Source organism: Pseudomonas sp. S10E 269 (assembly GCF_002798465.1).
Lineage (GTDB): Bacteria > Pseudomonadota > Gammaproteobacteria > Pseudomonadales > Pseudomonadaceae > Aquipseudomonas > Aquipseudomonas pergaminensis.
The window spans coordinates 2326177-2352468 of sequence record NZ_PHIJ01000001.1; the positions used below are offsets into that span (position 1 = coordinate 2326177).

Consider the following 26292-nt stretch of genomic DNA (forward strand, 5'->3'; position numbering starts at 1 on the left):
AATCCTTATGCAATCGGTGAAGTTTCTTGTTGTTCTTTAAGGCCCTGACGCACCCGATTGACCAGGGTGTAGGCAAGCAGGGCCGCGACCAGCCACATCACCGCATCGACCCAACCGGCACTCAGCCAGCCCAGCGCCACGCCGGTGGCCAGCACGCCGAGTACGAAGGCGCGATCACTTTTGCCCATCGGCCCGTCGTAGCGGCGCGACGCACCGACCATGGGCCCCAGCACCCCGGCGTATTCGCTGAATACCGCCAGCAACGCCACCAGCAGCACAGGCGCCAGGCTCACACCGGGGATCAGCGCAAACGGCAGGATCAGCGCACTGTCGGCGATCACATCGCACAGTTCATTGAGGTAAGCGCCCAGGCGCGACTGCTGGCCGAATTCGCGGGCGAGCATGCCGTCGATGGCGTTGAGGGCCATGCGCAGGATCATCCACAACGGGATCAGCGCGAACAGCCACAGGTGTTGGGCAAAGCTGGCGATCAGCAGCCCGACCAGCAGCGAAACCACCCCGGCCAGCACGGTGATCTGGTTGGCGGTGGTGCCATTGTCGTAAAGGCGCTGCACAAGCGGGCGCAGCACGTTCTGAAAACGCGGTTTGAGCTGATAGATCGAAATCATGGGGGGTGACGCTTCCTTGTCCGTGGACCCGCGAAAAACTGTTCTGGAGTGTGCCGATTAATCGCGGCCTGCACCAGTGATGGCGCGTGTTTCTGGGGGTTTAGTCACGGTCTTGAACACAACGATGTCCCTCTGTGGTGGCTGGCTTGCCTGCGATAGCGCCACCTCGGTTTTTCAGTTACACCGAGGTGGCGCTATCGCAGGCAAGCCGGCTCCCAAACAAGACCGCTTCCACAGGGGATTTGGGTGCATCTGAAACTACTGTTTTTCGAACAAAAATTTCACGCTCCGTGTTATATCGTAACGAATTGTGTACAACTGGGCGTTGAGTGGATGCAAGTGGATCTGGAAGCTGACGGCGCTTCGGTGGAAGGCCTACCGCGTTTTCAACAGGGGCTGTTCCATGCCCGTCGATTGCGCCAGGCCGGTATCAGCCTGACGGTGCTGGCGGTGGCCGGCTGGGTGTTGGCGCTGTTTGTCGCGTTGTTTGCGCCGCTGTCGATCTGGCCTGTGGTGCTGATCAACTGCGCGTCGGCGTTATGGCTGCTGGTCGCCGCTTTGCAGTCGGCCTGGTGGGTGGCGGATTGGCGCGCCCAGGCACTGGAGGCCCCCGCGGTTGACCTGCCGGTTGAAGACGCGGGCCGCTACGCGCGCCTGGTCGAGCGCTTTGGCAAGCAGATCGGTGTGCCGGTGTTATGGCTTGGCGGCTGGTCGCTGCTGGCGCTGGTCAGCATTGTCGAATTCTGGAACCTGACATTACCCGCTGCCCCCGTCGGTCAATCGGCAAGCATCGGTGCTGCGCTGGCATTGGCCTTGGCGTTTGGCCTGCTGGTGTTCGAACGTCGCTTGGCTCAGGAAACCGTTGCGCAATGGCCGGAAGCCTCACAACTGGCGCAATTGAGTCGGGTGGCGATTATCTGCCTGGTGGTCAGTGCGGTTTGCCTGCTATTTGCCGGTGCGCAGTCGGTGTGGCCGTTGCGCCTGGCGGTGCTGATCGGGTTGCTGCCGGCATTGGTCTCGCTGGAGTTTCTATTAAGAGCTGTACTGTCGTTGTTCAGCCCACGCCAACCACGGGTCGAACCTCGGCTGATGGCGCACAGTTTTATCGCCGGGCTGCTTCGATGGCCGCCCCAACCCTTGCTCGCGTTGCAGCATGAGTTGCACAACCGTTTCGGCATCGACCTGCGCCAGATCTGGGCCTTTACCTACATGCGCAGGGCGTTCCTGCCGGTGTTGCTGGTGGTGCTTGCGGTAGGCTGGGCGCTTACCGGTGTGCACGAAGTGCCCCTGCAAGGCCGTGGGATTTATGAGCGCTTTGGTAAACCCGTTGAGGTGTTCGGCCCCGGTTTGCATGTGGGGTTACCGTGGCCGTTGGGCCGTGTCATCGGCGTCGAAAACGGCGTGGTGCATGAGCTGGCCACCAGTGTCAGCGAAGCTGCTGCCCCGGAACTGGCCGCTGCGGAAGGCCCGCCACCGTCGATTGCCAATCGGCTGTGGGACGCCAGCCATGTGAATGACAAATCCCAAGTGATCGCCAGCAGCAGCGGCGACAAGCAGAGCTTCCAGATCGTTAACATGGACGTGCGGTTTGTCTACCGCATCGGCCTTACCGATCAGGCCGCGCTGGCCGCCACCTACAACAGCGCCGATGTACCGACCCTCATCCGCAGCACCGCCAGTCGCATCCTGGTGCACGACTTTGCCTCGCGTACCCTGGATGAATTGCTCGGCGAACAACGCACCTCCCTGGCCGACGAGATCGGGCGCGCCGTGCAGGCGGACCTGCAAACACTCGACAGTGGCGTGGAAATCCTTGCCACCGTGGTCGAGGCGATCCACCCACCGGCCGGTGCCGCCAACGCTTATCACGGCGTGCAAGCTGCGCAGATTGGTGCCCAGGCCCTGATCTCCCGCGAGCGCGGTGCGGCCAGTGAGCAAACCAACCAGGCGTTGCTGCAAGCCAGCACCGCGCGCGATCAGGCCCGGGCCACAGCGCGGGAAGTGAACGCCGGCGCCCAGGCCGCCGACCTGCGTTTCGCCGCCGAACAAAAGGCCTACGCCACGGCCGGCCAGGCCTTCGTGCTGGAGCAATACCTTGGCCAACTCAGCCAGGGCCTGGCCCATGCCAAGTTGCTTATCCTGGATCACCGCCTGGGCGCCGATGGCGCGCCGACGATCGATCTGCGTTCTTATACCTTGCCGGCCGATCCTTCGGTGCCGCGTAAAGCCGTTCAATAAGGAGTCTGTCTGTTGAGCGCTCATTCTCACGATCATCACCATGGCCATCACCATCACCACCATCATGGTGACGAGCACGCCGCTGGCCCGTTCCCCTGGCGCCGTATGGCCTGGGCGCTGTTGCTGGTATTGTTTGCGGTCGCCGCCGCCAGCCTGGTGCAAGTGCGCTCCGGCGAGGCCACGGTGATTACTCGTTTCGGCAACCCTTCGCGGGTGCTGCTGGAACCCGGCCTGGGCTGGCGTTGGCCGGCGCCGTTCGAAGCGGCGATCCCGGTAGATCTGCGCCTGCGCACCACCTCCAGCGGTTTGCAGGATGTGGGCACCCGCGATGGCCTGCGCATCATCGTGCAGGCCTACGTGGCGTGGCAGGTGCAGGGCGACGCAGACAACGTGCAGCGCTTCATGCGCGCGGTGCAGAACCAGCCGGATGAAGCGGCGCGGCAGATCCGCACCTTCGTGGGTTCGGCGCTGGAAACCACCGCGGCCAGCTTCGACCTGTCGAGCCTGATCAACACCGATGCCAGCCAGGTGCGCATCGCTGACTTCGAAGCGCAGTTGCGCCAGCAGATTGATCAACAATTGCTCACCACCTACGGCGTGCGCGTGGCCCAAGTCGGTATCGAACGGCTGACCTTGCCGTCAGTGACCCTCACCGCCACCGTCGACCGTATGCGCGCCGAGCGCGAAACCATCGCCACCGAGCGCACCGCCGTGGGCAAGCGCGAAGCGGCGCAGATCCGCTCCGCCGCCGAGCGTGATGCGCGCATTGTGCAGGCCGATGCCACGGTGAAAGCCGCCGACATCGAAGCGCAGTCGCGGGTCGAGGCCGCGCAGATCTATGGCCGCGCCTACGCCGGCAATCCGCAGCTGTACAACCTGCTGCGCTCCCTGGATACCTTGGGCACCGTGGTCACGCCAGGCACCAAGATCATCCTGCGCACCGACGCTGCGCCATTCCGCGCCTTGGTCGACGGGCCGAAGGATGTCCAGCCATGACCGAGCGTGACGGCCCGGACAGTCCGTGGATCCAGGCCGGGCGCCTGACGTTCCTGGCGTTGTACGCGGTGACCGTGTTGGCGGCGTTGGCCTGGGCATTTTCCAATGTGCGCCAGATCGACCCGCAGTACCGCGCGGTGGTTTTGCACTTCGGCGCCCTCGACCGTATCCAGAATGCCGGGCTCTTGCTGGCCTGGCCGCAGCCTTTTGAGCAGGTGGTGCTATTGCCGGCGGCTGACCGTGTGATCGAGCGGCGGGTGGAGAACCTGCTGCGTTCCGACGCGGCGATCCAGGCCGACCGCGTGGCCAGTTTCGCCACGCCGTTGAGCGATGCGCTGGCCGGCTCCGGTTATCTGCTGACCGGCGATGCCGGTGTGGTGCAGTTGGATGTGCGGGTGTTCTATAAAGTCATCGAACCCTATGCCTTTGTGTTGCAGGGCGAGCATGTGCTGCCGGCGCTGGATCGCCTGGTCACCCGCAGTGCCGTGGCGCTCACGGCGGCACGGGATCTGGACACGATCCTGGTGGCACGACCTGAATTGATCGGGTCCGATAACGGCGCTGCCGAACGTCGCGAGCGGCTGCGTGGCGACTTGGTGCAAGGCATCAACAAACGCCTGGTGGAGCTGACATCCACAGGGTTGGGATTGGGTATCCAAGTCACCCGCGTGGATGTGCAATCGAGCCTGCCAGGCCCGGCGGTAAACGCGTTCAATGCGGTGCTGACAGCCAGTCAGCAGGCCGATAAAGCCGTCGCCAACGCCCGCACCGCTGCGGAAAAACTCACCCAGACCGCGACCCAGCAGGCCGATCGCCTGGTGCAAGTCGCCCATGCACAGGCCAGCGAACGCCTGGCCAACGCCCAGGCGCAGACGGCCACGGTCGCCAGCCTGGCCCAAGTGAAAGACCCGGGCCTGATGTTGCGCCTCTACCGCGAGCGCCTGCCAAAGATTCTCGGCCAGGCCGGCTCGGTGACCACGGTCGATCCTAAAGACGATGCCCGCTTGATCATCCAGGGAGCCGAACAATGAGCGCACCCATGCTGACGTCCGCCGAGCAGCGCAGCGCTGCCCGGCAATTGACCCTGGCCATGCTCGCCTTGGGCTTGCTGGTGTTAGGCCTGGTATGGCGCTGGCTGGCGCCAGACCAGACCGGCGTGAGCCAGTTGCTGCTGGGCGTCGCGTCGCTGTTGGTGGCGGTGCCGGTGATGCGTTCGGCCTGGTACAGCCTGCGATTTCCCAGCCTGCATGGCATCACCGACCAACTGATCGCCTTGGCCATGCTCGGCGCCTGGGCCACGGGTGATCTGCTGACCGCCGCGCTGTTGCCGATCATCATGATCTTTGGGCACGTGCTGGAAGAGCGCAGCGTGATCGGCTCCCAGGAGGCGATTCATGCCCTGGGTAAACTCACGCGCAGTCATGCGCGGTTGGTGCAGGCTGACGGCAGCATCCATGAGGTGGACAACTGCACGCTGAACACCGGCGACATCGTCGAGGTGCGTGCGGGTGATCGGGTACCGGCTGATGGTGTGGTGCTGTCGGGCCAGGCGAGCCTGGACACGGCGCCGATTACCGGTGAGTCGGTGCCGTTGGAAGCCAGCGTGGGCGTGCAGGTGTTTGGTGGGGCGATCAACCTCGACGGCCTGCTGCGCCTGCAAGTGACCCGCACCGGTAACGAATCCACCTTGGGCAAAGTCATTGCGCTGATGCAGAACGCCGAGCGTTCCAAGCCGCCAATCACACGGCTGCTGGAGCGTTATGCCGGCAGCTATATGGTGCTGGTGTTGCTGCTGGCGGCGGTCACCTGGTTTGTGACCAATGACGCCCAGGCGATGCTCGCGGTGTTGGTGGCCGCGTGTCCATGCGCCTTGGTGCTGTCGGCGCCGGCCACCGCCATTGCCGGGATTGCCGTGGCGGCGCGGCATGGAATACTGATTCGCAGCTCGGCGTTCCTCGAAGAGCTGGCGGACCTGACCTCCCTGGTGGTCGACAAGACGGGCACCCTGACCTTCGGTACGTTGCGCCTGCACTCCATCGAAACCACCGAGCCGGACCGGCAGGTGTTGCTGAACCTGGCCGCCAGCTTGGGCTCGGCCAGCAGCCACCCGGTCAGCCGGGCGCTGGCGGGGTTGGCGACCCAGGGACAGCGGCTGGCGTTGACGGATATTCGCGAGCGCCAGGGCCTTGGTGTGGTGGCGCAGACCGATGGGGGCGAAGCGGCCTTGGGCCGGCCGGAGTTGTTCGAACACCTGGGCATCCTCACCACGGTTGTTCCCAATCACGATGGGCCCATCGCCGGGTTGGCGCTGAACGGGCAGTTTCTGGCCTGGCTGTTGCTGGCCGATAGCGTCAAGCCGGAAGCCCGCCAGGCCCTGCAAGAGCTGCGGGACCTTGGCCTCGGTCGCCAACTGCTGCTCACCGGCGACCGCCAGAGTGTGGCTGACAGCCTGGCACTGGACGTCGGCATCAGCGATGTCCAGGCCCAGGCCCTGCCGGAAGACAAGCTCAACCGCGTGCTGGGCGAGATCGGCAGCGGCTTCCGGCCAATGGTGGTGGGGGATGGCATCAACGATTCGCTGGCGCTCAAGGCCGGTGTGGTCGGCGTGGCCATGGGCGCGGGCGGGGCGGATATCGCATTGGCGTCGGCGGATGTGGTGCTGATCGGCAGCGACCTGCGGCGCCTGGGCACCTGTTTGCGTTTGAGCCGCCAGTGCCGGCAGACGTTGCAGGTCAACGTGATCATCGGCCTGGGTTGGACCCTGGCCATTGTCGTGTTTGCCGCGTTTGGCTGGTTGGGCGCCGCTGGCGCCATGATTGCGGCGGTGTTGCATAACCTCAGCACCTTGCTGGTACTGGGGAACGCCGGGCGTTTGCTGCGCTTTCAGGAACCCCTGTTGAAGCTTGAGGAGTAATTTTCAGTTTTTTTTGCGGGTGCTGTAACGCCTGTGGGGGACCTCACTCTAGTGGTGTGTCGAGGCTGAACAATCCGTTCAGAACGGCACCCCTACTGATCGTTGAGGAATACAAAAATGAACATCAAAAAAGCCGTTTCCGGTGCTGCCCTGGCTATCGCTGCTGCCACCATGTTCGCCGGTGTTGCGACCCAGGCGCAGGCCGCCGACGCTAACGTTCATTGCTACGGCGTGACCTCCTGCAAAGGCATGAACGACTGCAAGACCGCTGAAAACGCCTGCAAAGGCCAGGCTGTCTGCAAGGGCCACGGCTTCAAGGCCATGACCAAGGCTGCCTGCGACGCTGCCGGCGGCAAAGTCGGCGAGTAATCGCAAGCCGAGTGCAACCGCAGCGGCTTTCACGCCGCTGCGGACACTTTTCCAGGAGTCCATGATGGCCACGTCTCTTCCCTTCCTGGGTTACGGCCTGGGTTTACGCAACGAATACTACGAACAGATCCTTGAACAATCGCCGCCTGTGGATTGGTTCGAAGTGATCTCCGAGAATTATCTGGTCCAGGGTGGCAAAGCCTTGTACTACCTGGAGGCGATAGCCGAGCGTTATCCCCTGGTGATGCACGGCGTGTCCCTGTCCATCGGCGGGCCCCATGCCCTCGATACTGACTACCTGAAGCAAATCAAACAGCTCGCCGAGCGTATCCAACCGGCGTGGGTGTCCGATCACCTGTGCTGGAGCCGCGGCAGCGCCCACCAGTTGCACGACCTGCTGCCGCTGCCTTACACCGAAGAAAGCCTTTACCACGTGGCGGCCCGCGTGCGCCAAGTGCAGGACGTATTGCAGCGTCCACTGGTGCTGGAAAACGTCTCCAGTTATGTGCGCTCGAAGGCGGACGAATTCACCGAGTGGGAATTCCTCAACGCCCTGGCGCACTTGTCGGGCTGCCAATTGTTGCTCGACGTCAACAATGTGTATGTCAGCTCGCGCAATCATGGCTTTGACGCCTGGACGTTTATCCGCAACCTGCCCCCTGCGAGCATCCGCCAACTGCACCTGGCGGGGCACATGGACTATGGCGACTACGTGGTCGACACCCATGACCATCCGGTGTGTGACCCGGTGTGGGCGCTCTATCAACAGACGCTGGAGCACCTGGGCCCGGTGTCGACGCTACTGGAGCGGGACGACCATTTCCCCCCCTTTGAAGCGTTGCTCACAGAGCTGGGCAAGGCTCGCGAACTGGGGGCCATCGCCTTGGCCAGGAGATCGTTATGCGCCTGATCGATTGGCAACTGGCCTTTGAACAGCACCTTTTAGCCGAAACCCCAGTGGCCGACAGTGGCTTCGCCGCCACCCTGCTGGGCGGGCCGACGCTGGACGTGGACACGGGCCTGGCGATTTACCACAACGCCTACCTCGCACGGCTGCGGGAAGTCTTGCGGCATGACTTCAGTGCTGCCCTCTATTGGCTGGGCGATGATGAATTCGCCTCGCTGACCGACGCCTATGTGCGCCGTTACCCATCGGCTCATTACAGCCTGCGGTGGCTGGGCAAGCGTTTCCCGGCGTTCATTCTTGAACACCTGGTGGCGGAACAAAGCGCGCCGCTGGCGGAACTGGCGCGGTTGGAGTGGGCGTTTACACTGGCGTTTGATGCGCCCCAGGGTGAACCGCTGACCCTCCACGACATGGCACACCTGGCGCCTGAAGACTGGCCGGGTTTGCAGGTGACGCTGGCGCCCTCCGTGCAGCAGATACTCTGCCGCTTCAATACGGTGGCACTCTGGCAGGCCAGCAAGGCGAAGTCGCACTTCCCGCCCAGCCAGTCGCTGGACCCGGCGCAGATCTGCCTGGTGTGGCGGCACCAGAATGTGTGCCACTACCGGAGCCTGGAGCCTGCAGAAATCTGCGCCCTGGCGGGCATGGTGACTACCGGCTGGAGTTTTTCAGAACTGTGCGCCGAACTCGCAGTCACTTATGCAGAGGGTGCACCACTGCAAGCCGTCACCTGGCTGAAACAGTGGATCCAGGACGGTTTGCTCGAGCGCCGAGCCCCATAGAAGACCGCTATCAAATCGATAGCCTCCTACTTTGTCTTCGGATGGTCTACCCTCACAGCAGACGTCTGAAACAAGGGGGGATCACTCATGCTCGCGCAACTTCCACCGGCCTTACAGAATCTTCAGCTACCGCTGCGTCTTCGACTCTGGGACGGCCATGAATTCAACTTGGGCCCCGAGCCCAGTGTGACCATCGTGGTGAAGGACCCCACGGTAGTCTCCAAGCTGACTCATCCCACGCTCGATTCACTGGGCGAAGCCTTCGTCGAGGGCAAATTGGAGCTGGAAGGCTCCATCTCCGAGGTCATCCGGGTATGTGACGAATTGAGTCACGCCCTGATCGAAGACGACGAGGGGAGTCGTCCGGTGCGCTCGATCCACGACAAGGCCACTGACGCAGCGGCCATTTCCTACCATTACGACCTGTCCAACGAGTTCTACCAGCTGTGGCTGGACCAGGACATGGCGTACTCCTGCGGTTATTTCGAAACCGGCAGCGAATCCATCGACCAGGCTCAACAAGACAAATTTCGCCACCTGTGCCGCAAGCTGCGGCTGCAGCCGGGCGAGTATTTGCTCGATGTAGGCTGTGGTTGGGGCGGGCTGGCGCGGTTCGCCGCGCGGGAGTTTGGGGTGAAAGTGTTTGGCATCACCTTGAGCAAGGAGCAGTTGGCCCTGGCCCGGGAGCGGGTAAAAGCCGAAGGCCTGGAAGACCAGGTGGACCTGCAACTGCTCGATTACCGAGACCTGCCGCAGGACGGCCGTTTCGACAAAGTGGTGAGCGTGGGCATGTTCGAACACGTCGGCCACGCCAACCTGGCGGAATACTGCAAGACCCTGTTCGGCGCCGTGCGCGAAGGCGGCCTGGTGATGAACCACGGCATTACCGCCAAGCACACCGATGGCCGCCCGGTAGGCCGTGGCGCGGGGGATTTTATCGAACGCTATGTGTTCCCCAATGGCGAGCTGCCACACCTGGCGATGATGACCGCCGAGATCAGTGAAGTCGGGCTGGAAGTGGTCGATGTCGAAAGCCTGCGCCTGCACTACGCACGCACCCTGGACCATTGGAGCGAGCGCCTGGAAGACAATCTGGAAGCGGCGGCGAAGATGGTGCCGGAGCAAGCGTTGCGCATTTGGCGGCTGTACCTGGCCGGCTGCGCGTATGCGTTTGCGCGAGGCTGGATCAACCTGCACCAGATTCTGGCGGTGAAGCCCCATGCAGATGGCAGCCATGAACTGCCGTGGACGCGGGAAGATATCTACCGCTGATGGTTTGAAACCACGGTAGGAGTCGGTTTGCCGGCTCCTACCGTGAGTATGGGCTGTGTTAAAGAATCGGTGAAATAAGCCGCGCGACTCGCATGCCCAGTTGTTGAAGGCGGCGGGTTTCGCGGCTTTCTTCCTGGCTGACTTCGTGGGCGAGGGCGAAATCGTCGAGCAGCATCTGCTCGACTTCCTTGGCGAAGGCTTCGTCGACTGTCAGTAACATCACTTCGAAATTCAGCCGGAATGATCGGTTGTCCATGTTCGCACTGCCAATGGCGCTGATTTCTCGGTCTACCAACACCACCTTCTGATGCAGAAACCCTGGCGTATAGCGGAACACCCGCACGCCGGCGCGTACGGCTTCGATCGCGTAAAGGCTGGAGGCGGCGTAGACGATGCGGTGGTCGGGCCGCGACGGCAGCAGCAGGCGTACGTCCACGCCACGCAACACTGCCAGGCGCAGCGCGGCAAACACAGCTTCGTCGGGGACGAAATACGGGCTGGTGATCCACACACGTTCGGTCGCCGCGTGGATGGCCTCGACGAAAAACAGCGAGCAGGTTTCATACGGGTCGGCCGGGCCGCTGGCGAGCAGTTGGCAGAGCACGCCGTCCTCGGGGTAGGCATCTGGCAGGATCAGCGGCGGCAACTCGCGCGCGGCCCAGAACCAGTCTTCGGCGAACGACTCCTGCAAGCACGCGACCACCGGTCCTGTGACCTGCACATGGGTATCGCGCCACGGTGCCAGCGGTGGCTTCTTGCCCAGGTATTCATCGCCGACGTTATGCCCGCCGACAAACCCGGTGATGCCGTCCACCACCACGATCTTGCGGTGGTTGCGGAAGTTGACCTGGAAGCGATTGAGCCAGCCGCTGCGGGTGGCGAAGGCTTTGACTTTCACACCGGCGTCGCGCAGCGATTGCACATACCGGTGGGGCAGGGCGTGGCTGCCGATACGGTCGTAGAGCACGTGGACGTCCACGCCCTCTGCAGCTTTTTCCTTCAGTAAGGCGTGCAGTTGGCGGCCGAGTTCGTCGTCATGAATGATAAAAAACTGGAACAGCACCGCGGTCTTGGCGTTGCGAATCGCCTCGAAGATCGCGCTGAAGGTGGCTTCGCCATTGATCAACAAGTGCACTTCATTATTGGCCAGGCACGGCATGCGGCCCAGCTTGGGCATGGCGCGCAGCGAGGCGTAGGCGCTGGAGTTGCGCGCGGCCAGGGCTTCTTCGACCCAGGGACGCCAGTTCAGCGCGGCAATGGCGGTGTGCATTTCCTGGTTGGCTTGGCGACGTGCCTGGATGTAGGCGTCAAAGGTGCTGCGGCCAAAGATCAGGTAGGGGATCAGCGTGAGATAGGGCATGAACATCAACGACAAGGCCCAGGCGATCGAGCCCTGTGCGGTCCTGACGGTCAGCACCGCGTGGATCGCGGCGAGGGTCCCGAGAAAATGCAGCGTGGCAATGAAGTAGGCGAGCAGGTGCGGGCCAAGAAAATCCATGGACGACGGTACTCCAGGCAATCCAGTGCCTAACAGACCATGTTCGGTCGCGAATGTCGCTATTTTATTTGCCGTGCAACACTGGCCGCTTTGCGGCGTCTAACGCCAACAATTGCCCAGGAGTTACCCGATGAATGCTCGCTTGCTCTGTTTAGCCATGGTTACTGGTTTGGCGCTGCCTATTGCCGCACAGGCGCAGATGCTGGCGCCGGGCTTGTGGGAATTGACCACCAGCAATATGAAAGTCGATAACCAGGATCTGCCGGACCTGTCGCTGATCCTTGGTCAACTCAAGCAACAGATGACCCCCGAACAGCGCGCCATGCTGGAGAAGCAGGGCATTACCATGGCCGGTAAAGGCGTGCAGGTGTGCCTGACACCGGCACAGGTCGCCTCCGACTCGATCCCCCTGACAGACCCGCAGTCGGGCTGTAAGCAGGAAGTGACCGACAAGACCGGCAACCAGTGGAAATTCCGCTTCAGTTGCCCGAAAGCCCAAGGCACGGGCGTCGCCACGTTCCAGAGCCAGAAAGAGTTCACCACCACCGTCAACGGCACCTTCAATGCCACCGGCATTCAGCAAAAGGGCAGCCTCGACAGTCACGCCCAGTGGCTGGGCAACGATTGCGGTACGGTCAAGCCGCGCGCTTAACGCAAGAAATGCAGGGGCAAGCCCTGGCAGCTGTCGACCACCTGGCCGTTGTGCCAAGCCAGGTGGCCGGAGACCAGGGTGGTGCTGACGCTGTGGCGCAAACTGCGCTCGGCGAAGGGCGTCCAGCCGCAGCGGGCCAGGACCGGTTGGCTGCTGACCGGTTTGCCGGCAGGCTCCGGTTTGATCACCACCAGGTCGGCCCAATAACCCTCGCGTAGATAACCCCGATCCGGGATGGCGAACAGGTCGGCCACGCGGTGACTGGTTTTCGCCACCAGGGTGGTCAGCGGCAGCAGCCCATCGGCCACCAACTCTAACAACGCCGGCAGCGCGTGCTGCACCAGGGGCAAACCCGACGGCGCTTCACGATAGCTCAACTGTTTTTGTGCCCAGGTATGCGGTGCATGGTCAGTGCCAATCACATCCAGACGGTCACTCAATAAGGCCTGGCGTAGCGCGTCGCGGTCGGCGCGGGTCTTGATCGCCGGGTTGCATTTAATCTGGTGACCGAGGCGGTGATAGTCGCGGTCATCAAATAGCAGGTGATGCACGCAAACTTCCGCTGTGATGCGTTTTTCCGCCAGCGGCTTGTCTTCGAATAGGCTCAATTCGCGAGCGCTGGTCAGGTGCAGCACATGCAGGCGCGTGCCGAAGCGCTGCGCCAATTCCACGGCGAAGGACGACGAGCGATAACACGCTTCGGCATCCCGGATCAGCGGGTGGGCCACGGGTGGAATCATGTCGCCGAAGCGCTCGCGCAGGCGCTGTTCGTTGGCCAGGATGCTCGGCGTGTGTTCGCAGTGGGCCAGCAGGATAGTCGGTACTTCGGCAAATAGCCGCTCGAGGATCCGTGGGTCATCCACCAACATGTTGCCGGTGGATGCGCCCATGAACACTTTGACCCCGGCCACTGCGCGCGGATCGAGGGCTGCGACCGTGTCGAGGTTGTCGTTGCTCACGCCAAAGTGAAAGCCATAGTTGGCTACTGAGTGCAGGGCCGCCCGGCGCTTTTTATCCGCCAGGGCCTCCAGGGTCAGGGTGGCGGGGCTGGTATTGGGCATGTCCATGAAACTGGTGATACCGCCGGCCACCGCCGCGCGTGATTCACTGTAGAAGCTGCCTTTGTCCGGTGCGCCGGGGTCGCGAAAGTGCACCTGGTCATCGATCATCCCCGGCAGCAGCCATTGGCCCTGGGCGTCGATGGCCACGGGGGCGTTGCAGCCTTCGATGCTGCTGGCGATCTTCTCGATCCGGCCGTTGGCGACCAGCACATCAGCGTCGAACTCCTGGCCTTCGTTCACCAGGCGGGCATTGCGAATCAGCAGGCGGCTCATGGTTCAGAACTCGTTTTGCAAGGCTTTGTAGCCGCGTACCAGATCGACATTGGTACGTGCCACGTCTTCGGAAAACTCCGAGGCGCTCACACTCACCGGCGGGAATTGCGACAGGTCGGTGTTGGGCCCGATGCGGGTGGTGGAGGGCACATAGAAGGCAGCAGGCAAGTCGCGACCGTCGACCACCGAGTTGTGGCGCACCACACAGCCGTCGCCCACCGCGCAATTGAACAGCACGCTGTTGAAGCCGATGAACACGCGGTCACCGACCGTGCAGGGGCCGTGCACGATGGAGCGGTGCGCAATGGAGGTGAATTCGCCGATAGTCACCGCCGCACCAGACTTGGAGTGGATGACCACGCCGTCCTGGATATTGGAATTGGCGCCGATAGTGATCGGGTCCATGGCGCCGCTGGCGTCGACTTCGTCGGCACGGATCACGGCGTAGGGGCCGACGAAGACGTTTTCGCCGATGATCACTTTGCCGCAGATGATCGCGGTCTTGTCGACGTAGGCCGATTCGGCAATCACTGGCAGGTCGCCGGAAGGGTTCTTGCGGATCATGCGCGGGGCTCCGTGAGGATGTGAATGTAGTCGCCATCAATAGCGTTGTAGAAACAGGTGGGCCGACCGGTGTGGCAAGCCGGGCCTTGCTGGTCGACGATCAGCAATACGGCGTCGCCGTCGCAATCGAGGCGTGCCTCGATCAGTTGCTGCCAGTGACCCGAACTTTCACCCTTGCGCCATAATTGCTGGCGCGAGCGCGACCAGTAGCAGACTTGCCCGGTGGCCAGGGTTTCCTTGAGGGCCTGGCGGTTCATCCAGGCCAGCATCAGGACTTCGCCGCTGCGGTGTTGCTGGGCGATGGCGGCGATCAGGCCATCGCTGTTCCATGGCAGCGCATCGAAGACAGGTTGAAGTGGAAAGCGGCTGCCGGCGGCAGCCCCTTCCAGGTCGAGCATGCTTACGCTCATGGCTTGCTCAGGGCCGCGCACAACGTGTTGAGGTTGTATTCGAACAGCCCGGTGAAGGTGCTGGCCGGGCCTTGTGCAGCGAGGGCATCGGAATACAGCGTGCCGCCGATCTGCGCGCCGCTTTCGTCAGCGATCTGCTGGAGCAGGCGCGAGTCCTTGATGTTTTCCATGAACACGGCTTTGACTTTGTCTTTGCGGATCTGGGTGATCAGCGCGGCGACTTCGGCGGCGGACGGTTCGCGTTCGGTGGACAGGCCCTGTGGCGCAAGGAACTCGATGCCGTAGGCCTGACCCAGGTAACCGAAGGCGTCGTGGGAGGTGACGATGCGGCGGTTGCCGGCGGGTAGAGCGCCGAACTTGGTCTTGGCTTCGGCCAGCAGCCGGTAGATTTCTTTCAGGTAGGCCTGGCTGTTGCGCAGGTAGTCGGCCTTGTTGGCCGGGTCGGCGGCCACCAGCGCCTTGGTAATGTTGTTCACGTAGATTTCGGCGTTGGCCAGGTTATGCCAGGCGTGCGGGTCGGGGATGGTTTCGCCGTCCTCTTCCATGGTGTGGGAGATCACGCCTTTGCTCGCGGTGACCACGGTGGCCTTAGTTTCGGTGCTGGTCACCAGGCGGTCCAGCCACGGCTCGAAGCCCAGGCCATTCTTGATGATGACCTTGGCTTTGAGCAGCGCCTTGGCATCGTCGGGTGTTGGCTCGTAGGTATGGGCATCGGCGTCGGGGCCGACCATGTTGCTGATCTGGATGTGATCGCCACCGATCTGGTGGGTGATGTCATCCAGGATGCTGAAGCTGGTAACCACCTGGAGTTTGTCTGCGGCCTGAGCCGTCGATAACGACAGGACGAGACTGAATAGCACGAGTAGAGCGCGCATCGGGAAACACCTCATTGGGATGACAGCAAGGGCGGGCGGCGCAGCAAGCCGTGCACCGGACCGAAGACCACGGACAGCAGGTACCCGGCGCCCGCCACCAGCACGATGGCCGGTCCGCTGGGCAGCGAGTAGTAGAACGACAGCAACAGGCCCAGCCATACCGACAGGCATCCCAGCACCGCCGATACCGCGATCAGCACCGGCAGGCGCCGGCTCCAGAAACGTGAAGCGATGGCGGGCAGCATCATCAATCCCACCACCATCAATGCACCGATTGCCTGAAAGCCGATCACCAGGTTCAGCACCACCAGGGTCAGGAACAAACCGTGGGCCAACGGGCCAAGGCGGCTGACGGTCTGCAGGAACAGAGGGTCGAGGGTGTCCAGCAGTAGCGGTTTGTAGATTGCGGCCATGGCGATCAGGCTGAAGCTGGAGACCCAGAGCATGCCGGTGAGGGTGGTTTCATCCACGGCCAGGGCGGAGCCGAACAGCAGGTGGAGCAGGTCCAGGCGTTTGCCGGCGAGGCCGAGGATCAGCACGCCGGCGGCGAGGGAGATGGGGTAGATGGCCGCGAGACTGGCATCTTCGCGTAGGCCGGTACGACGGGTGATCCAGGCGGACAGGCCGGCCATGCTCAGGCCGGCACCAAGGCCGCCGATGGTCAGGGCGGGCAGGCTGAGGCCGGCGAACCAGAAGCCGAGGGCCGCGCCAGGCAGGATGCCATGGGCCACCGCGTCACCGATCAGGCTCATACGCCGCAGGATCAAGAACACCCCCAGCGGCGCGGTGCTGCAGGCGAGCACCAGGCCGCCGATTAATGCGCGACGCATGAAGATGAAGTCGAAGAAGGGCATCCACAGGTGGGAGGTGAAGTGCATCAGGCCACCTGCATCTGGTGCTGTGGGCGAATGAGCTCTTTGCTCGGGCCGAAGAGGCAGCCGGTGTGTTTGATCTGCACCACTTGCTGGGTGTGATGGCGCACGGACGCGAGGTCATGGCAGACGACGATCAGCGTGCGGCCTGCGTCGTGCCAGGCATGGATGTGTTTCCAGCACAGCGCCTGGCCTTCTTCATCGAGGGCAGCGTGAGGCTCGTCGAGCAACAGCACCGGCGCTTCGGCCAGGCTCATGCGGGCGAGCAGGGCGCGTTGCAACTCGCCGCCGGACAAGGCCATCAACGGGCGGTGCTCCAGGCCGCTGAGGCTCCAGTCCTCCAAAACCGCTGCAAGGCGCTGGCTGCGTTGCTGCGAGGAGAGTTGGGTGCCCCAGAAACCGGCGGCAACCAGTTCCTGCAGGCTGATCGGGAACTGGCGGTCCAGATGCTGTTGCTGCGGCAGGAACGACAGGCCGCCACGGCGTGGAACGTCCACCGTGACGTTGCCCGCCAAGGGCTTTTGCAGACCGGCGATGACTTTGAGCAGGCTGCTTTTACCGGTGCCGTTGGCGCCAATGATGCCGGTGAGGCTGCCTCTTTCCAGTGTGAGATCTAAGGCCGGCGTCAGCGGTTGGCCTGGGGCGCCCCAACGCAATGCGGTGCAGGTGATCATGCAGGGTTTCTCGTCCAGCGGCTTTCAGCCACGGCATCGTGCGCGTGCAGGCTTTCGGCGTGGATCACTTTCAGGTGGAAGGCTTTGACGGCATCCGAGCATTTCAAGGCGAGGTTCAGGCGGCGGGCGGCGTCTTCGCAGAACATCAGGTTCTGCCCGTTGGCCAGGGCGAAGGCTTGTTCGTCCGCACGTTTCACGGCTGTTTGTACGGCGGTGCCGAGGGCGGCTTCGACGTCATTGATCAGGTCGGTGATGGGCAGGCTGGGTTGGTCGCCGTCCAATGTGATCAGCAGTTGCGCGCTGCTGCGCTGACTGTGGGGCGTAGCAACAATGCCATTGGCGCTGCCAAGCCAGGTCAATACGTCTTCATGCTGCAACGGTGTATTGGCGAAGTCCTCGAGAAATTGCTGCTGAATCAATTGCCTGGCGAGGGCAGCGGAGCAAGGGCAAGTCGAGGAATAAGTAACGTCAATTTTTAGTTCCACGTGGAACATCTGGTTTTCCAGGCGCGCTTCGATGCTCACCGGGTAACCCTTCCAACCAGCCAGCGGGCTGACCAGTGCCGGGCGTTTGAGCAGTAAATCGGTGTGAATCCGCAGGTAGGCGTTATTAGATAAACCTTCATGACTGTCGAGAAAACGCTGCAGTACATTACGCAGAAGTGCAGGCGTAAGAGGCTGCTGGTCCAGCATCTCCAGCGCCAGGTATAGGCGTGACATATGAATGCCACGGGCGGCGCCGTCGTCCAGGCTCACACCGGCATCGGCGGTGGCGGTCAGTTGCTGCCCGTCGATGAGAATCGGCAGGGCGATGCCGCACATGCCCACCCAGTCGAGCGGCAAGGCTTGGCGTGAAGCCTGCGCGGCGATATCCGGCAGAGTCAGCGCATTCATGAGCAGGTCCATCGTTGGAAATAAAAAGACATGTTATATTATAACTATTAAGTCGACGATGATTTTTCTGCTCCAGTCTTTTTTCAGTCATGTCGAGCAGGGACGCTCCTTTATTTGCGGTATTTGTCATGCACAGACGTCAGCTCCTGAACCTGCTTCTGGCCAGCCCTCTTTTCACCTTGCCGTTTGCGGCCCACGCCACGCAGATACGCAACGCCCGCCTGTGGCGCTCGGACGACAAGCTGCGGCTGGTGTTCGACCTCAGCGGCCCGGTGCAGTACAAGACCTTTACCCTGAGCGCGCCGGAACGCTTGATCATTGACTTGAGCGGCGCCGGGCTCAGTGGTGATTTCTCTCAACTGGCGCTGACGAACAGCGGGATCACGTCGATTCGCTCGGGGCATTTCGGCAAAGGCGACACGCGCATCGTGCTCGACCTCGCCGCGCCGATGCAGCTCAACAGCTTTCTGTTGCCGCCCCAGGAGGGTCAGGGTCATCGCCTGGTTCTGGACCTGACCAGCGCGACGCAGGCGCCTCGTCAAATTGCGGCAGAACCCAAGCCCCTGGTGGATAAGGCGCACCCCAAGCGCGACATCATCGTGGTGGTCGATCCCGGCCACGGAGGCAAGGACCCCGGCGCTGTAGGCTCCAAGGGCCAGCGCGAAAAAGACGTGGTGTTGTCCATCGCCCAACTGTTGGCCAAACGCTTGAAACGCGAGAAGGGTTTTGACGTGAAGTTGGTGCGCAACGACGACTTCTTCGTGCCGCTGCGTAAACGGGTGGAGATCGCCCACAAGCATAATGCCGACATGTTTATCTCCGTGCATGCGGATGCGGCGCCGAGGGTCACTGCGTCGGGCGCTTCGGTGTATGCCTTGTCCGAAGGCGGCGCGACTTCAGCCACCGCACGCTTCATGGCGCAGCGGGAAAACGGCGCCGACCTGCTCGGCGCCACCAGCCTGCTCAATCTGAAGGACAAGGACCCGATGCTGGCCGGGGTGATTCTGGATATGTCGATGAACGCCACGATTGCCTCCAGCCTGCAACTGGGCAATTCGATCCTGGGCAGCCTGGAAGGCATTACCAGCCTGCATCAGAAGCGCGTGGAGCAGGCGGGATTCGCGGTGCTCAAGTCACCGGACGTGCCGTCGATCCTGGTGGAGACCGGGTTTATCTCCAATGCGCGTGACAGTGCGCGCCTGGTTACCGCGCGGCATCAACAGGCGGTTGCCGACGGCCTGTTCGAAGGCCTGAAAAAGTACTTCCAGAAGAACCCACCCATGAACAGCTACATGGCGTGGGTGCAGGAACAGAAGGACAGTCAGGTCTAACAACCCGTTATACGGCTGCAGGTGAATTTGGCGCTGGCGCCACCCGAACTGGAAAACCGGTTGAGGGTGGTCCAGCCCACACGCCGCGTATAGCCCACCCACGCCTCACCGTCCGACGCCAACCCGGTAAAGAACGTCAGTTGCCCGTAGCGGCTGTTGGTCTGTGCCCAGTAGCGTTTGCCGATCACCTCGTACCCGCGCAAATACGTGGTGCTGCCGACCGTCGCCACGCTGTAGGCATTGCCCAGGGGATCGACGCAGGCCAGCAGATTGGCGCTGCGCGTGCAGTTGGCCAACAGGTTGGGTGCCTGGGCGCAAGCCGTTCCGGCCGTTGCCAACAACAGGGCGCACACCAGGTATTTCATCGGGTTTCTCACAGCAGGGAAGTGGTCAAGCATTGCGCCCTTCGTCGAGGTGAGCAAGAGGGGATTGGCTTATTTGCACTGTTATACTATAACATTAAAGCACAGCCTGACCCGTGAACTGCTCCCCATGACCGAACAAGACTTGCTGGCCCAGCCACCCGCCGACTACATGAACGAAGCCCAGCAAGGCTTCTTTCGCGAGTTGCTGCTGATCCAGCGCAATGAGCTGCAAGTACGTATAGACGCCGAGTTCATGGCGCTGCGTGAACAGGAAACCAACAGCGACCCGGCCGATGTGGGCAGCGCCGAAGAACAGCGGCAATGGCAACTGCGCCTGCTCGAACGGGAAAAAAAGCTGTTGGACAAGATCGACGACGCTCTCGAGTTGTTGGTCCGTGGGGAATACGGCTGGTGCCGCGAGACCGGTGAGCCCATCGGCCTGCAACGCCTGCTGCTACGTCCCACCGCCACGCTGTGTATCGAAGCCAAAGAACGTGAAGAGCTGCGCGAACGCCATAAACGGGCGATTTGACCGGCCAACCCTGATGAGGAATACCTGATGCCCAATCGTCTCCCCGTGACCGTGTTGTCCGGCTTTCTCGGCGCCGGTAAAAGCACGCTGCTCAATTACGTCCTGCGCAACCGCGAAAACCTGCGGGTGGCGGTGATCGTCAACGACATGAGCGAAATCAACATCGACGGCAGCGAAGTCCAGCGTGACGTCACCCTCAACCGCGCCGAAGAAAAGCTGGTGGAGATGAGCAACGGCTGCATCTGCTGCACTTTGCGTGAAGACTTGCTGGAAGAAGTCGGAAAACTCGCCAGGGAAGGTCGGTTCGATTACCTGCTGATCGAGTCCACCGGCATCTCCGAGCCCTTGCCGGTGGCCGAAACCTTCACCTTTCGCGATGAAAACGAGCAAAGCCTGGCCGATATCGCACGCCTGGACACCATGGTCACGGTGGTCGACGGCATGAACTTCCTGCTCGATTACCAGGCCGCCGAAAGCCTGGCCTCGCGCGGGGAAACCCTCGGTGAAGAAGACGAGCGCTCCATCACCGACCTGCTGATCGAGCAGATTGAATTTGCCGACGTGATACTTATCAGCAAGATCGACCTGATCAGCAGCCGCGAGCGCGAAGAGTTGATGGCGATCCTTGAGCGCCTCAACGCCCAGGCGGAAATCATCCCGATGGTCATGGGTGAAGTACCGCTGGACAAGATTCTCAACACTGGCCGTTTCGACTTCGAACGCGCCGCGCAAGCGCCGGGCTGGTTGCAGGAATTGCGTGGTGAACATGTACCGGAAACCGAGGAATACGGTATTGCCTCCACCGCTTACCGTGCGCGCCGTCCCTTTCATCCGCAGCGTTTTTTCGACTTTATCGACCGCCCGTGGGTCAACGGCAAACTGCTGCGCTCCAAAGGCTTTTTCTGGCTGGCCAGCAAGCACCAGGATGCGGGCAGTTGGTCCCAGGCAGGCGGCTTGATGCGCCATGGGTTTGCCGGTCGCTGGTGGCGCTTTGTGCCGAAAAGCCAGTGGCCTCAGGACGAAGAAAGTGTCGCGGCGATCATGGGCAACTGGCAACTGAGCACCGGTGACTGCCGCCAGGAACTGGTGTTTATCGGTCAGAACATCGACTTCACCCAACTGCGCGCGGAGCTGGACGCCTGCTTGCTCAACGATGAAGAAATGGCCCAGGGCGTCGAAGGTTGGCGCTTGCTGGCCGATCCCTTTGGCCCCTGGTATGAGGAGGCAGCCGCCTGATGCTGGCCCCGGTTATTCCCCTGCGTCCCGTGATTCGCCAGACCTCTGGTGAAACCCCGCTGGCGCTGTCCGACATCCTTGAAGAGGGCGTCAACCTGGCGGTGTGGCAGCGCCAGTTGCCCCTGCATATCGCCGAGTTCGGCGCCTTGCTGGTGGCGCTCAACGAGCCGTTGGCGGATTCCATGGTGGTAGAACTCAACGACGAAGACGCCGTGCCCAACGTGCAGGGGCTGGCGTCCAGTTGTCGCGACCTGGAAGGCTACGAAGGCTTTATCGCCGATGTGTCTTGGCTGGTCAGCGCGTTCGCCTGTTTGCTGGGCGCCAAGCGTATCGGCGTGCGCTTGCGCCTGTTGGATAAAGCGATGTGCCCGCGTTTTCATGTCGACCATGTACCGGTGCGGCTGATCACCACCTATGCCGGGGTCGGCAGCCAGTGGTTGCGTGAAGGCGTGATGGACCGTCGTAGACTGAGCCAGCCGGACGCCGAACCCAGTGATAGGATCGAACAGCTCCACTGTGGCGAAGTCGCCCTGCTCAAGGGCACCAAATGGCATGGCAACGAAGGTCACGGCCTGATTCACCGTTCACCCGCACTCAAGGCTGACGAGCGTCGATTGATCCTGACACTGGATTGGCTCGCATAACCGCGTAGGATCAAACGCTCTACACGGTCCGAACGATGCCCCTCATGCTGCAGAACATTCCCACCCACGTGATTGCCGGGCCCTTGGGGGCCGGCAAGACCAGCCTTATCAAGCACCTGCTCGCCCAGCGCCCGGCCAACGAGCGCTGGGCCGTGCTGATCAACGAGTTCGGGCAGATCGGCCTGGACGCTGCCTTGCTCACTCAGGACAGCGACGGCATAGCCCTGGGCGAAGTCGCTGGCGGCTGCCTGTGCTGCGTGAATGGCGCTCCATTTCAGGTAGGACTGGGTCGGTTGTTGCGTAGGGCCAAGCCGGATCGGCTGTTTATCGAACCTTCGGGCCTTGGCCATCCGGCACAATTGCTCAAACAACTGCGAGAGGCGCCGTGGCAGGACGTGCTGGCGCTGCAGCCCTGTGTGCTGGTGCTGGATGCCCAGGCGCTGGCGGTGGGCAAGCCCTTGCCGCCAGCGCAGCAGGAAGCCCTGGCGAGTGCCGGGCTACTGGTATTGAACAAGGATGAAGCGCTGGACGCTGCGCAGCGCCAGGCAATTGAACAGCAGTTACCTGACTGCCCGTTGTACTGGACCCGCCAGGCGCATTTGCCGCTGGCGCAGTTACCGGGCCTGAATGCGCAGGCCGCAGCGGCTGTGGATAACTTCGAAGTGCCCAAGGGGTTGGCGCAAATACCGGCAATCTGGAGTGACCCTGCGCAACCGATCTGCCTGAGCCAAGCCCAAGAGGGCGGCTGGAGCGTCGGCTGGCGCTGGCACCCGAGCCAGCAATTCGATGCCCAACGCCTGCATCGGTGGCTCGCAAGCCTTGAGTGGCGCCGCGCCAAGTTGGTTATCCACGGCGCCGAAGGCTGGGTTTCAACCAATGCTGTGGACAACAGCCCGCTCGCCTGGCAAACCAGCGAATGGCGGCGTGACTCACGTATCGAATTGATTTTCAGCGAACCACAGGACGTGGCCGCGTTGCAGGCCGCCTTGGCGGCCTGCCGTTACTGACGGTTCTTGGTGCCGTGGTCCTGGCGCCACTGGCTCAGTTCGATCACCTCGGCGCTGGGCAGCGGTGTCTTGATCTCGAACGGGTAGGGCGCCAGTTCGATCTGCGCACTGTGGGCGCCGAATTGGGTGATAGTCCCCGGGTGGCGGGTTTCGCCGGTCACGGTGAATTCAAAGTTGTAGATGCGTGCCAGGCGCCGCCGACCGTTGGCATCCTTCACAAAACCGATGCGCTTGAGCGCCACGGCGCCGTCGAGCAGTTCGATGTCGAGTTTGGCGCAATGCTGCTTGACCCGCTCCAACGCGCGTTCGCGCAGGCCGTGGTTGTGCCACACCCAGGCGGCACCGGTCGCCAGCAGCATCAACACGAAGATGTTTCCCAGGGTCAGCATGCGAAAGACTCCAACAAAGTGAGAGCAGCTTAACTGTGTCGCCGGCCTGTCGTACAGGCTGCGTTTAGTCGCATACTGCGCGGCCAGAATTTCAATGGCTTTACGGAAATCCCCTGCATGAAACGCACACCTCATCTGCTTGCGATCCAGTCTCATGTGGTCTTTGGCCACGCCGGAAACAGCGCCGCCGTGTTCCCCATGCAGCGGGTCGGGGTGAACGTCTGGCCGCTGAACACGGTGCAGTTCTCCAACCACACCCAGTATGGCCAGTGGGCGGGCGAAGTGTTGGCGCCGCAGCAGATTCCGGCGCTGGTGGAAGGCATTGCCGCCATCGGTGAGTTGGGCAACTGCGATGCGATTCTGTCCGGTTACCTGGGCAGTGCGGATCAGGGCCGTGCGATCCTGACCGGTGTGGCGCGCATCAAGGCCATCAACCCCAAGGCCCTGTATCTGTGCGACCCGGTGATGGGCCATCCGGAAAAGGGCTGCATCGTGCCCCAGGAAGTCAGCGATTTCCTGCTGGACAAAGCCGTGGCCATGGCCGACTTCCTGTGCCCCAACCAGCTTGAGCTGGACAGCTTCGCCGGGCGCAAGCCGCAATCGCTGTTCGATTGCCTGGCCATGGCCAAGGCGCTGCTGGCACGCGGACCGAAAGCGGTATTGGTCAAACATCTGGATTACCCTGGCAAGCTGCCGGACGGTTTCGAGATGCTGCTGGTGACCGCCGAAGGCAGCTGGCACTTGCGTCGGCCGCTGCTGGCGTTTCCACGTCAGCCAGTGGGCGTCGGCGATTTGACCTCGGGCCTGTTCCTGGCGCGGGTGCTGTTGGGCGACAGCCTGCTGGCCGCCTTTGAATTCACCGCCGCCGCGGTCCATGAAGTGCTGCTGGAAACCCAGGCCTGCGCCAGTTACGAGCTTGAGCTGGTACGCGCCCAGGATCGCATTGCCCATCCTCGCGTGCGTTTCGAAGCCACACCCATTGAGTTGTAGGAATATTCTTCATTGAGCCAGGGCAAAGGCGTCCGGTAGTATCGGGCGCCTCCTAGTCCCCTGTGCTTTCAAGGAAGATCCATGTCCCTCGTATTCCCTTCGCCGCGGGCGCTGACCGCCCTGGTGCTGACGTCGTTGCTGGCCGGTTGCAGTGTGAACGGCACTTACCCTGACGCCACCGAGCCTGATGCCGCCAAGCTGCGCTTCATCTCTAATACGTCCAATACCACCATCGACGTCTACGACGCTGAGCACTGCATGGGCCAGACCACTGGCATGCTCAACAATATTTTCCTGGTCGATACCCGCCGACGTGTCGGCATGTCCGTGCCCCCGCCGGCCAAGGCCAGGGGCTTGCTGGAGTTCAAGCTGGCACCCGGCAAAGAAACCATGCTGATGATCAACACCAATGGCGGAAGCTATGTCTGCGGCAAATCCATGAGCATCACGCCAAAGGCCGGGGAAGAATATGAAGTGACCTTCGATATGGAGCGGGGCATGTGCACGACCTCGTTGCAGCGCCTGACGCGTGCTGGGGGCAAGGATGTGCGCATTCCCCAGCCGATATTCGAGAACGGCATGCCGTCGTGCGCGGGCAAGAGCCCGATATTCGGTAAGGTAATCCCGGCGACGCCTCACCGTACCGCGTTGATCAACGCGATCGTTGAAACCCATATGCAGCTCATCACGTTGATGGAGCCCGACACCGCGCAACGCCCGCAAGCCACCGAAGAAGCGATCGCCGAGCGCAAGGCGAAATTAGGCACCTTCACCCCACCTGAGGCCTATTGGGTTCAGTTCCGTCAGAACTACGCACTGGTGAATCAGGAAATGGCTGGCCGCAAGGCGCGTACGCTGGAGCTTTATGAGCGGGTTTACCGCATGCGCCTGAGCGGGACCGAAGATGCGATTCTGGAACAATGGCAGAACCCGACGGACGCCGCCGTGGTCGAGCGCGTCAAGGCCAACGACAAGTTGATGGCGCAGTACTACAAGAACACCAGCAAAGCCGTGATGGTGGACATCGTGAACCATCACATGGAGCGCATGAGCCAGTTGGATCAGCGCTTTGATGTGTGTGCCCACTACGATGGGTGCTGGCAGTTGTAGGAGCGGGCTTGTCCGCTCCTAAACGGAAAAAATGGCTTACGGCGCGTCTGCCTTGATTTCCTGGTAGCGCTTTTCCAGTTCCTGGCGGATCTGCCGGCGCTGCTGGGCCTGCACGAACCGGCGCTTGTCTTCGCTGTTGTGCGGTTGCAGCGGTGGCACGGCGGCCGGTTTGCGCTGGTCGTCCACGGCCACCATGGTGAAGAAGCAGCTGTTGGTATGGCGCACCGAGCGCTCGCGGATATTCTCGGTCACCACCTTGATGCCCACCTCCATGGAGGTGTTGCCGGTGTAGTTGACCGATGCAAGGAACGTCACCAGCTCGCCGACATGGATGGGTTCGCGAAAAATCACCTGGTCCACCGACAGCGTCACGACATAGCGACCGGCATAACGGCTCGCGCAGGCGTAGGCCACTTCGTCGAGGTACTTGAGCAGGGTGCCGCCGTGGACATTGCCTGAGAAGTTGGCCATATCAGGGGTCATCAATACCGTCATCGACAGCTGGGCGTTTCCGGGTTCCATAGCACACTCACGGGTTGTAGGCATTGGTTGGGGGGCACCTCTGCGGGTGCTGGAATCTTTGCAGCGCCATCCATAACGGGACGCCGGTAGGCGGCTTGCCGTCACGCGTGCACCGATCTGTTTCCATATATTGCACCGGCTTTCTGCCGGAAGTCGCGGTGTTAACCTTCAAAAGCCCGTCTCAGGGCATTTCTTACGATCAAGGCAGACTTTTCCTTCCGCTCTTTGCGACTGATCAAAGGCGCGCGCGGAAGTGGGAAAAGCGCCAGTACCCTCAAGGAGCCCCT

The 26292-nt window shown here is 62.1% G+C and carries 28 protein-coding genes; 16 read left to right on the plus strand and 12 right to left on the minus strand.

Annotated features, from left to right (window positions below; all coding sequences use genetic code 11):
- Positions 1-5: 5 nt before the first annotated feature.
- Complete coding sequence (locus tag CWC48_RS10730) at positions 6-629, minus strand: CDP-alcohol phosphatidyltransferase family protein (protein WP_100491845.1); 624 nt, start codon at positions 627-629, stop codon at positions 6-8.
- Between the two features lie 333 nt (positions 630-962).
- On the opposite strand from CWC48_RS10730, the gene hflK (CWC48_RS10740) reads away from it, so the two are divergent.
- The 8 genes from hflK (CWC48_RS10740) to cfaB all read left to right on the plus strand — a co-directional run bounded on the left by hflK (CWC48_RS10740) (position 963) and on the right by cfaB (position 10107).
- Entirely contained in the window at positions 963-2867 is a 1905-nt protein-coding gene (gene hflK / locus CWC48_RS10740; RefSeq protein WP_100491847.1) for a protease modulator HflK, read from the plus strand.
- A 9-nt stretch (positions 2868-2876) separates the two neighbouring features.
- Positions 2877-3863, plus strand: coding sequence for a protease modulator HflC (gene hflC / locus CWC48_RS10745; protein WP_177409534.1), 987 nt, complete (start codon positions 2877-2879; stop codon positions 3861-3863).
- A complete protein-coding gene (gene hflK / locus CWC48_RS10750; RefSeq protein WP_100491848.1) occupies positions 3860-4894 on the plus strand; it encodes a protease modulator HflK in 1035 nt (344 codons plus the stop codon). Before hflC ends, hflK (CWC48_RS10750) begins: the two co-directional genes overlap by 4 nt.
- A complete protein-coding gene (locus CWC48_RS10755) occupies positions 4891-6777 on the plus strand; it encodes a cation-translocating P-type ATPase (RefSeq protein WP_100491849.1) in 1887 nt (628 codons plus the stop codon). The genes hflK (CWC48_RS10750) and CWC48_RS10755 overlap by 4 nt, the downstream gene beginning before the upstream one ends.
- 117 nt (positions 6778-6894) lie before the next feature.
- Complete coding sequence (locus tag CWC48_RS10760; protein WP_078050818.1) at positions 6895-7146, plus strand: hypothetical protein; 252 nt, start codon at positions 6895-6897, stop codon at positions 7144-7146.
- A gap of 64 nt (positions 7147-7210) precedes the next feature.
- Positions 7211-8056, plus strand: coding sequence for a DUF692 domain-containing protein (locus tag CWC48_RS10765; RefSeq protein WP_100491850.1), 846 nt, complete (start codon positions 7211-7213; stop codon positions 8054-8056).
- Entirely contained in the window at positions 8047-8835 is a 789-nt protein-coding gene (locus CWC48_RS10770; RefSeq protein WP_100491851.1) for a DNA-binding domain-containing protein, read from the plus strand. Before CWC48_RS10765 ends, CWC48_RS10770 begins: the two co-directional genes overlap by 10 nt.
- Positions 8836-8922: 87 nt before the next feature.
- Entirely contained in the window at positions 8923-10107 is a 1185-nt protein-coding gene (gene cfaB, locus CWC48_RS10775) for a C17 cyclopropane fatty acid synthase CfaB (RefSeq protein WP_078050815.1), read from the plus strand.
- 58 nt (positions 10108-10165) lie between these two features.
- On the opposite strand, the gene cls is transcribed toward cfaB, so the two are convergent.
- On the minus strand, positions 10166-11605 hold the full coding sequence (gene cls / locus CWC48_RS10780) for a cardiolipin synthase (protein ID WP_100491852.1): 1440 nt from the start codon (positions 11603-11605) through the stop codon (positions 10166-10168).
- A gap of 130 nt (positions 11606-11735) precedes the next feature.
- On the opposite strand from cls, the gene CWC48_RS10785 reads away from it, so the two are divergent.
- Positions 11736-12257: a DUF3617 domain-containing protein gene (locus CWC48_RS10785; protein WP_078050813.1), complete on the plus strand. Its 522-nt coding sequence runs from the start codon at positions 11736-11738 to the stop codon at positions 12255-12257.
- Here CWC48_RS10785 and CWC48_RS10790 read toward each other — a convergent pair.
- From CWC48_RS10790 to folE2, 7 genes are read right to left on the minus strand one after another with little or no spacing between them, the layout of a single operon-like run.
- Positions 12254-13591 (minus strand): dihydroorotase, encoded by a 1338-nt coding sequence (locus CWC48_RS10790; RefSeq protein WP_100491853.1) that lies wholly within the window; start codon positions 13589-13591, stop codon positions 12254-12256. The two genes, CWC48_RS10785 and CWC48_RS10790, sit on opposite strands and share 4 nt — an antisense overlap.
- A 3-nt stretch (positions 13592-13594) precedes the next feature.
- Entirely contained in the window at positions 13595-14155 is a 561-nt protein-coding gene (locus CWC48_RS10795) for a DapH/DapD/GlmU-related protein (RefSeq protein WP_005792581.1), read from the minus strand.
- On the minus strand, positions 14152-14565 hold the full coding sequence (gene hisI / locus CWC48_RS10800; protein WP_078050811.1) for a phosphoribosyl-AMP cyclohydrolase: 414 nt from the start codon (positions 14563-14565) through the stop codon (positions 14152-14154). Before hisI ends, CWC48_RS10795 begins: the two co-directional genes overlap by 4 nt.
- Positions 14562-15440 (minus strand): metal ABC transporter substrate-binding protein, encoded by an 879-nt coding sequence (locus CWC48_RS10805; RefSeq protein WP_078050810.1) that lies wholly within the window; start codon positions 15438-15440, stop codon positions 14562-14564. Before CWC48_RS10805 ends, hisI begins: the two co-directional genes overlap by 4 nt.
- 11 nt (positions 15441-15451) lie before the next feature.
- Entirely contained in the window at positions 15452-16318 is an 867-nt protein-coding gene (locus CWC48_RS10810) for a metal ABC transporter permease (protein ID WP_078050809.1), read from the minus strand.
- A complete protein-coding gene (locus CWC48_RS10815; protein WP_078050808.1) occupies positions 16318-16986 on the minus strand; it encodes a metal ABC transporter ATP-binding protein in 669 nt (222 codons plus the stop codon). Before CWC48_RS10815 ends, CWC48_RS10810 begins: the two co-directional genes overlap by 1 nt.
- Positions 16983-17879 carry a GTP cyclohydrolase FolE2 gene (gene folE2 / locus CWC48_RS10820; protein ID WP_099493263.1) on the minus strand — a complete coding sequence of 299 codons (897 nt, stop codon included), beginning with the start codon at positions 17877-17879 and terminating at the stop codon, positions 16983-16985. The genes CWC48_RS10815 and folE2 overlap by 4 nt, the downstream gene beginning before the upstream one ends.
- Before the next feature lie 128 nt (positions 17880-18007).
- Between folE2 and CWC48_RS10825 the strand changes: the two genes are divergently transcribed.
- Entirely contained in the window at positions 18008-19210 is a 1203-nt protein-coding gene (locus tag CWC48_RS10825; protein WP_099493262.1) for an N-acetylmuramoyl-L-alanine amidase, read from the plus strand.
- Here the strand turns inward: CWC48_RS10825 and CWC48_RS10830 are convergent.
- On the minus strand, positions 19207-19575 hold the full coding sequence (locus tag CWC48_RS10830) for a glutamine synthetase (RefSeq protein WP_078050805.1): 369 nt from the start codon (positions 19573-19575) through the stop codon (positions 19207-19209). The genes CWC48_RS10825 and CWC48_RS10830 overlap by 4 nt on opposite strands.
- A gap of 127 nt (positions 19576-19702) precedes the next feature.
- Between CWC48_RS10830 and dksA the strand changes: the two genes are divergently transcribed.
- Genes dksA through CWC48_RS10850 form a run of 4 tightly spaced genes read left to right on the plus strand, consistent with a single transcriptional unit; the run spans position 19703 to position 22994 of the window.
- Positions 19703-20107, plus strand: a complete 405-nt coding sequence (dksA, locus tag CWC48_RS10835) for an RNA polymerase-binding protein DksA (protein ID WP_078050804.1) — start codon at positions 19703-19705, stop codon at positions 20105-20107.
- Positions 20108-20134: 27 nt separating this feature from the next.
- Positions 20135-21343: a zinc metallochaperone GTPase ZigA gene (zigA, locus tag CWC48_RS10840; protein ID WP_100491854.1), complete on the plus strand. Its 1209-nt coding sequence runs from the start codon at positions 20135-20137 to the stop codon at positions 21341-21343.
- A complete protein-coding gene (locus CWC48_RS10845) occupies positions 21343-21987 on the plus strand; it encodes a DUF1826 domain-containing protein (RefSeq protein WP_099493260.1) in 645 nt (214 codons plus the stop codon). Before zigA ends, CWC48_RS10845 begins: the two co-directional genes overlap by 1 nt.
- Before the next feature lie 44 nt (positions 21988-22031).
- On the plus strand, positions 22032-22994 hold the full coding sequence (locus tag CWC48_RS10850) for a GTP-binding protein (protein WP_100491855.1): 963 nt from the start codon (positions 22032-22034) through the stop codon (positions 22992-22994).
- On the opposite strand, the gene CWC48_RS10855 is transcribed toward CWC48_RS10850, so the two are convergent.
- Complete coding sequence (locus tag CWC48_RS10855) at positions 22988-23383, minus strand: DUF3301 domain-containing protein (RefSeq protein ID WP_015886608.1); 396 nt, start codon at positions 23381-23383, stop codon at positions 22988-22990. The genes CWC48_RS10850 and CWC48_RS10855 overlap by 7 nt on opposite strands.
- 117 nt (positions 23384-23500) lie before the next feature.
- On the opposite strand from CWC48_RS10855, the gene pdxY reads away from it, so the two are divergent.
- Together pdxY and CWC48_RS10865 are read left to right on the plus strand one after the other, a co-directional pair.
- Positions 23501-24373, plus strand: coding sequence for a pyridoxal kinase PdxY (pdxY, locus tag CWC48_RS10860; protein ID WP_100491856.1), 873 nt, complete (start codon positions 23501-23503; stop codon positions 24371-24373).
- A gap of 81 nt (positions 24374-24454) precedes the next feature.
- On the plus strand, positions 24455-25483 hold the full coding sequence (locus tag CWC48_RS10865) for a hypothetical protein (protein WP_078050799.1): 1029 nt from the start codon (positions 24455-24457) through the stop codon (positions 25481-25483).
- A gap of 36 nt (positions 25484-25519) precedes the next feature.
- Here the strand turns inward: CWC48_RS10865 and CWC48_RS10870 are convergent, their stop codons facing one another.
- Complete coding sequence (locus CWC48_RS10870) at positions 25520-26005, minus strand: acyl-CoA thioesterase (protein WP_034110411.1); 486 nt, start codon at positions 26003-26005, stop codon at positions 25520-25522.
- Between the last annotated feature and the right edge of the window lie 287 nt (positions 26006-26292).

Coding starts and splice junctions, on each gene's coding strand:
- zigA (WP_100491854.1), top strand. CDS start 20,135: ATGCCCAATCGTCTCCCCGTGACCGTGTTGTCCGGCTTTCTCGGCGCC.
- pdxY (WP_100491856.1), top strand. CDS start 23,501: ATGAAACGCACACCTCATCTGCTTGCGATCCAGTCTCATGTGGTCTTT.
- CWC48_RS10865 (WP_078050799.1), top strand. CDS start 24,455: ATGTCCCTCGTATTCCCTTCGCCGCGGGCGCTGACCGCCCTGGTGCTG.
- CWC48_RS10815 (WP_078050808.1), bottom strand. CDS start 16,986: ATGATCACCTGCACCGCATTGCGTTGGGGCGCCCCAGGCCAACCGCTG.
- hflK (WP_100491848.1), top strand. CDS start 3,860: ATGACCGAGCGTGACGGCCCGGACAGTCCGTGGATCCAGGCCGGGCGC.
- CWC48_RS10785 (WP_078050813.1), top strand. CDS start 11,736: ATGAATGCTCGCTTGCTCTGTTTAGCCATGGTTACTGGTTTGGCGCTG.
- CWC48_RS10795 (WP_005792581.1), bottom strand. CDS start 14,155: ATGATCCGCAAGAACCCTTCCGGCGACCTGCCAGTGATTGCCGAATCG.
- CWC48_RS10810 (WP_078050809.1), bottom strand. CDS start 16,318: ATGCACTTCACCTCCCACCTGTGGATGCCCTTCTTCGACTTCATCTTC.
- cfaB (WP_078050815.1), top strand. CDS start 8,923: ATGCTCGCGCAACTTCCACCGGCCTTACAGAATCTTCAGCTACCGCTG.
- CWC48_RS10770 (WP_100491851.1), top strand. CDS start 8,047: ATGCGCCTGATCGATTGGCAACTGGCCTTTGAACAGCACCTTTTAGCC.
- CWC48_RS10870 (WP_034110411.1), bottom strand. CDS start 26,005: ATGGAACCCGGAAACGCCCAGCTGTCGATGACGGTATTGATGACCCCT.
- CWC48_RS10765 (WP_100491850.1), top strand. CDS start 7,211: ATGGCCACGTCTCTTCCCTTCCTGGGTTACGGCCTGGGTTTACGCAAC.
- CWC48_RS10730 (WP_100491845.1), bottom strand. CDS start 629: ATGATTTCGATCTATCAGCTCAAACCGCGTTTTCAGAACGTGCTGCGC.
- dksA (WP_078050804.1), top strand. CDS start 19,703: ATGACCGAACAAGACTTGCTGGCCCAGCCACCCGCCGACTACATGAAC.
- CWC48_RS10850 (WP_100491855.1), top strand. CDS start 22,032: ATGCTGCAGAACATTCCCACCCACGTGATTGCCGGGCCCTTGGGGGCC.
- hisI (WP_078050811.1), bottom strand. CDS start 14,565: ATGAGCGTAAGCATGCTCGACCTGGAAGGGGCTGCCGCCGGCAGCCGC.
- CWC48_RS10830 (WP_078050805.1), bottom strand. CDS start 19,575: ATGAAATACCTGGTGTGCGCCCTGTTGTTGGCAACGGCCGGAACGGCT.
- CWC48_RS10845 (WP_099493260.1), top strand. CDS start 21,343: ATGCTGGCCCCGGTTATTCCCCTGCGTCCCGTGATTCGCCAGACCTCT.
- CWC48_RS10825 (WP_099493262.1), top strand. CDS start 18,008: ATGCACAGACGTCAGCTCCTGAACCTGCTTCTGGCCAGCCCTCTTTTC.
- CWC48_RS10805 (WP_078050810.1), bottom strand. CDS start 15,440: ATGCGCGCTCTACTCGTGCTATTCAGTCTCGTCCTGTCGTTATCGACG.
- CWC48_RS10755 (WP_100491849.1), top strand. CDS start 4,891: ATGAGCGCACCCATGCTGACGTCCGCCGAGCAGCGCAGCGCTGCCCGG.
- CWC48_RS10855 (WP_015886608.1), bottom strand. CDS start 23,383: ATGCTGACCCTGGGAAACATCTTCGTGTTGATGCTGCTGGCGACCGGT.
- cls (WP_100491852.1), bottom strand. CDS start 11,605: ATGGATTTTCTTGGCCCGCACCTGCTCGCCTACTTCATTGCCACGCTG.
- CWC48_RS10760 (WP_078050818.1), top strand. CDS start 6,895: ATGAACATCAAAAAAGCCGTTTCCGGTGCTGCCCTGGCTATCGCTGCT.
- CWC48_RS10790 (WP_100491853.1), bottom strand. CDS start 13,591: ATGAGCCGCCTGCTGATTCGCAATGCCCGCCTGGTGAACGAAGGCCAG.
- folE2 (WP_099493263.1), bottom strand. CDS start 17,879: ATGAATGCGCTGACTCTGCCGGATATCGCCGCGCAGGCTTCACGCCAA.
- hflK (WP_100491847.1), top strand. CDS start 963: ATGCAAGTGGATCTGGAAGCTGACGGCGCTTCGGTGGAAGGCCTACCG.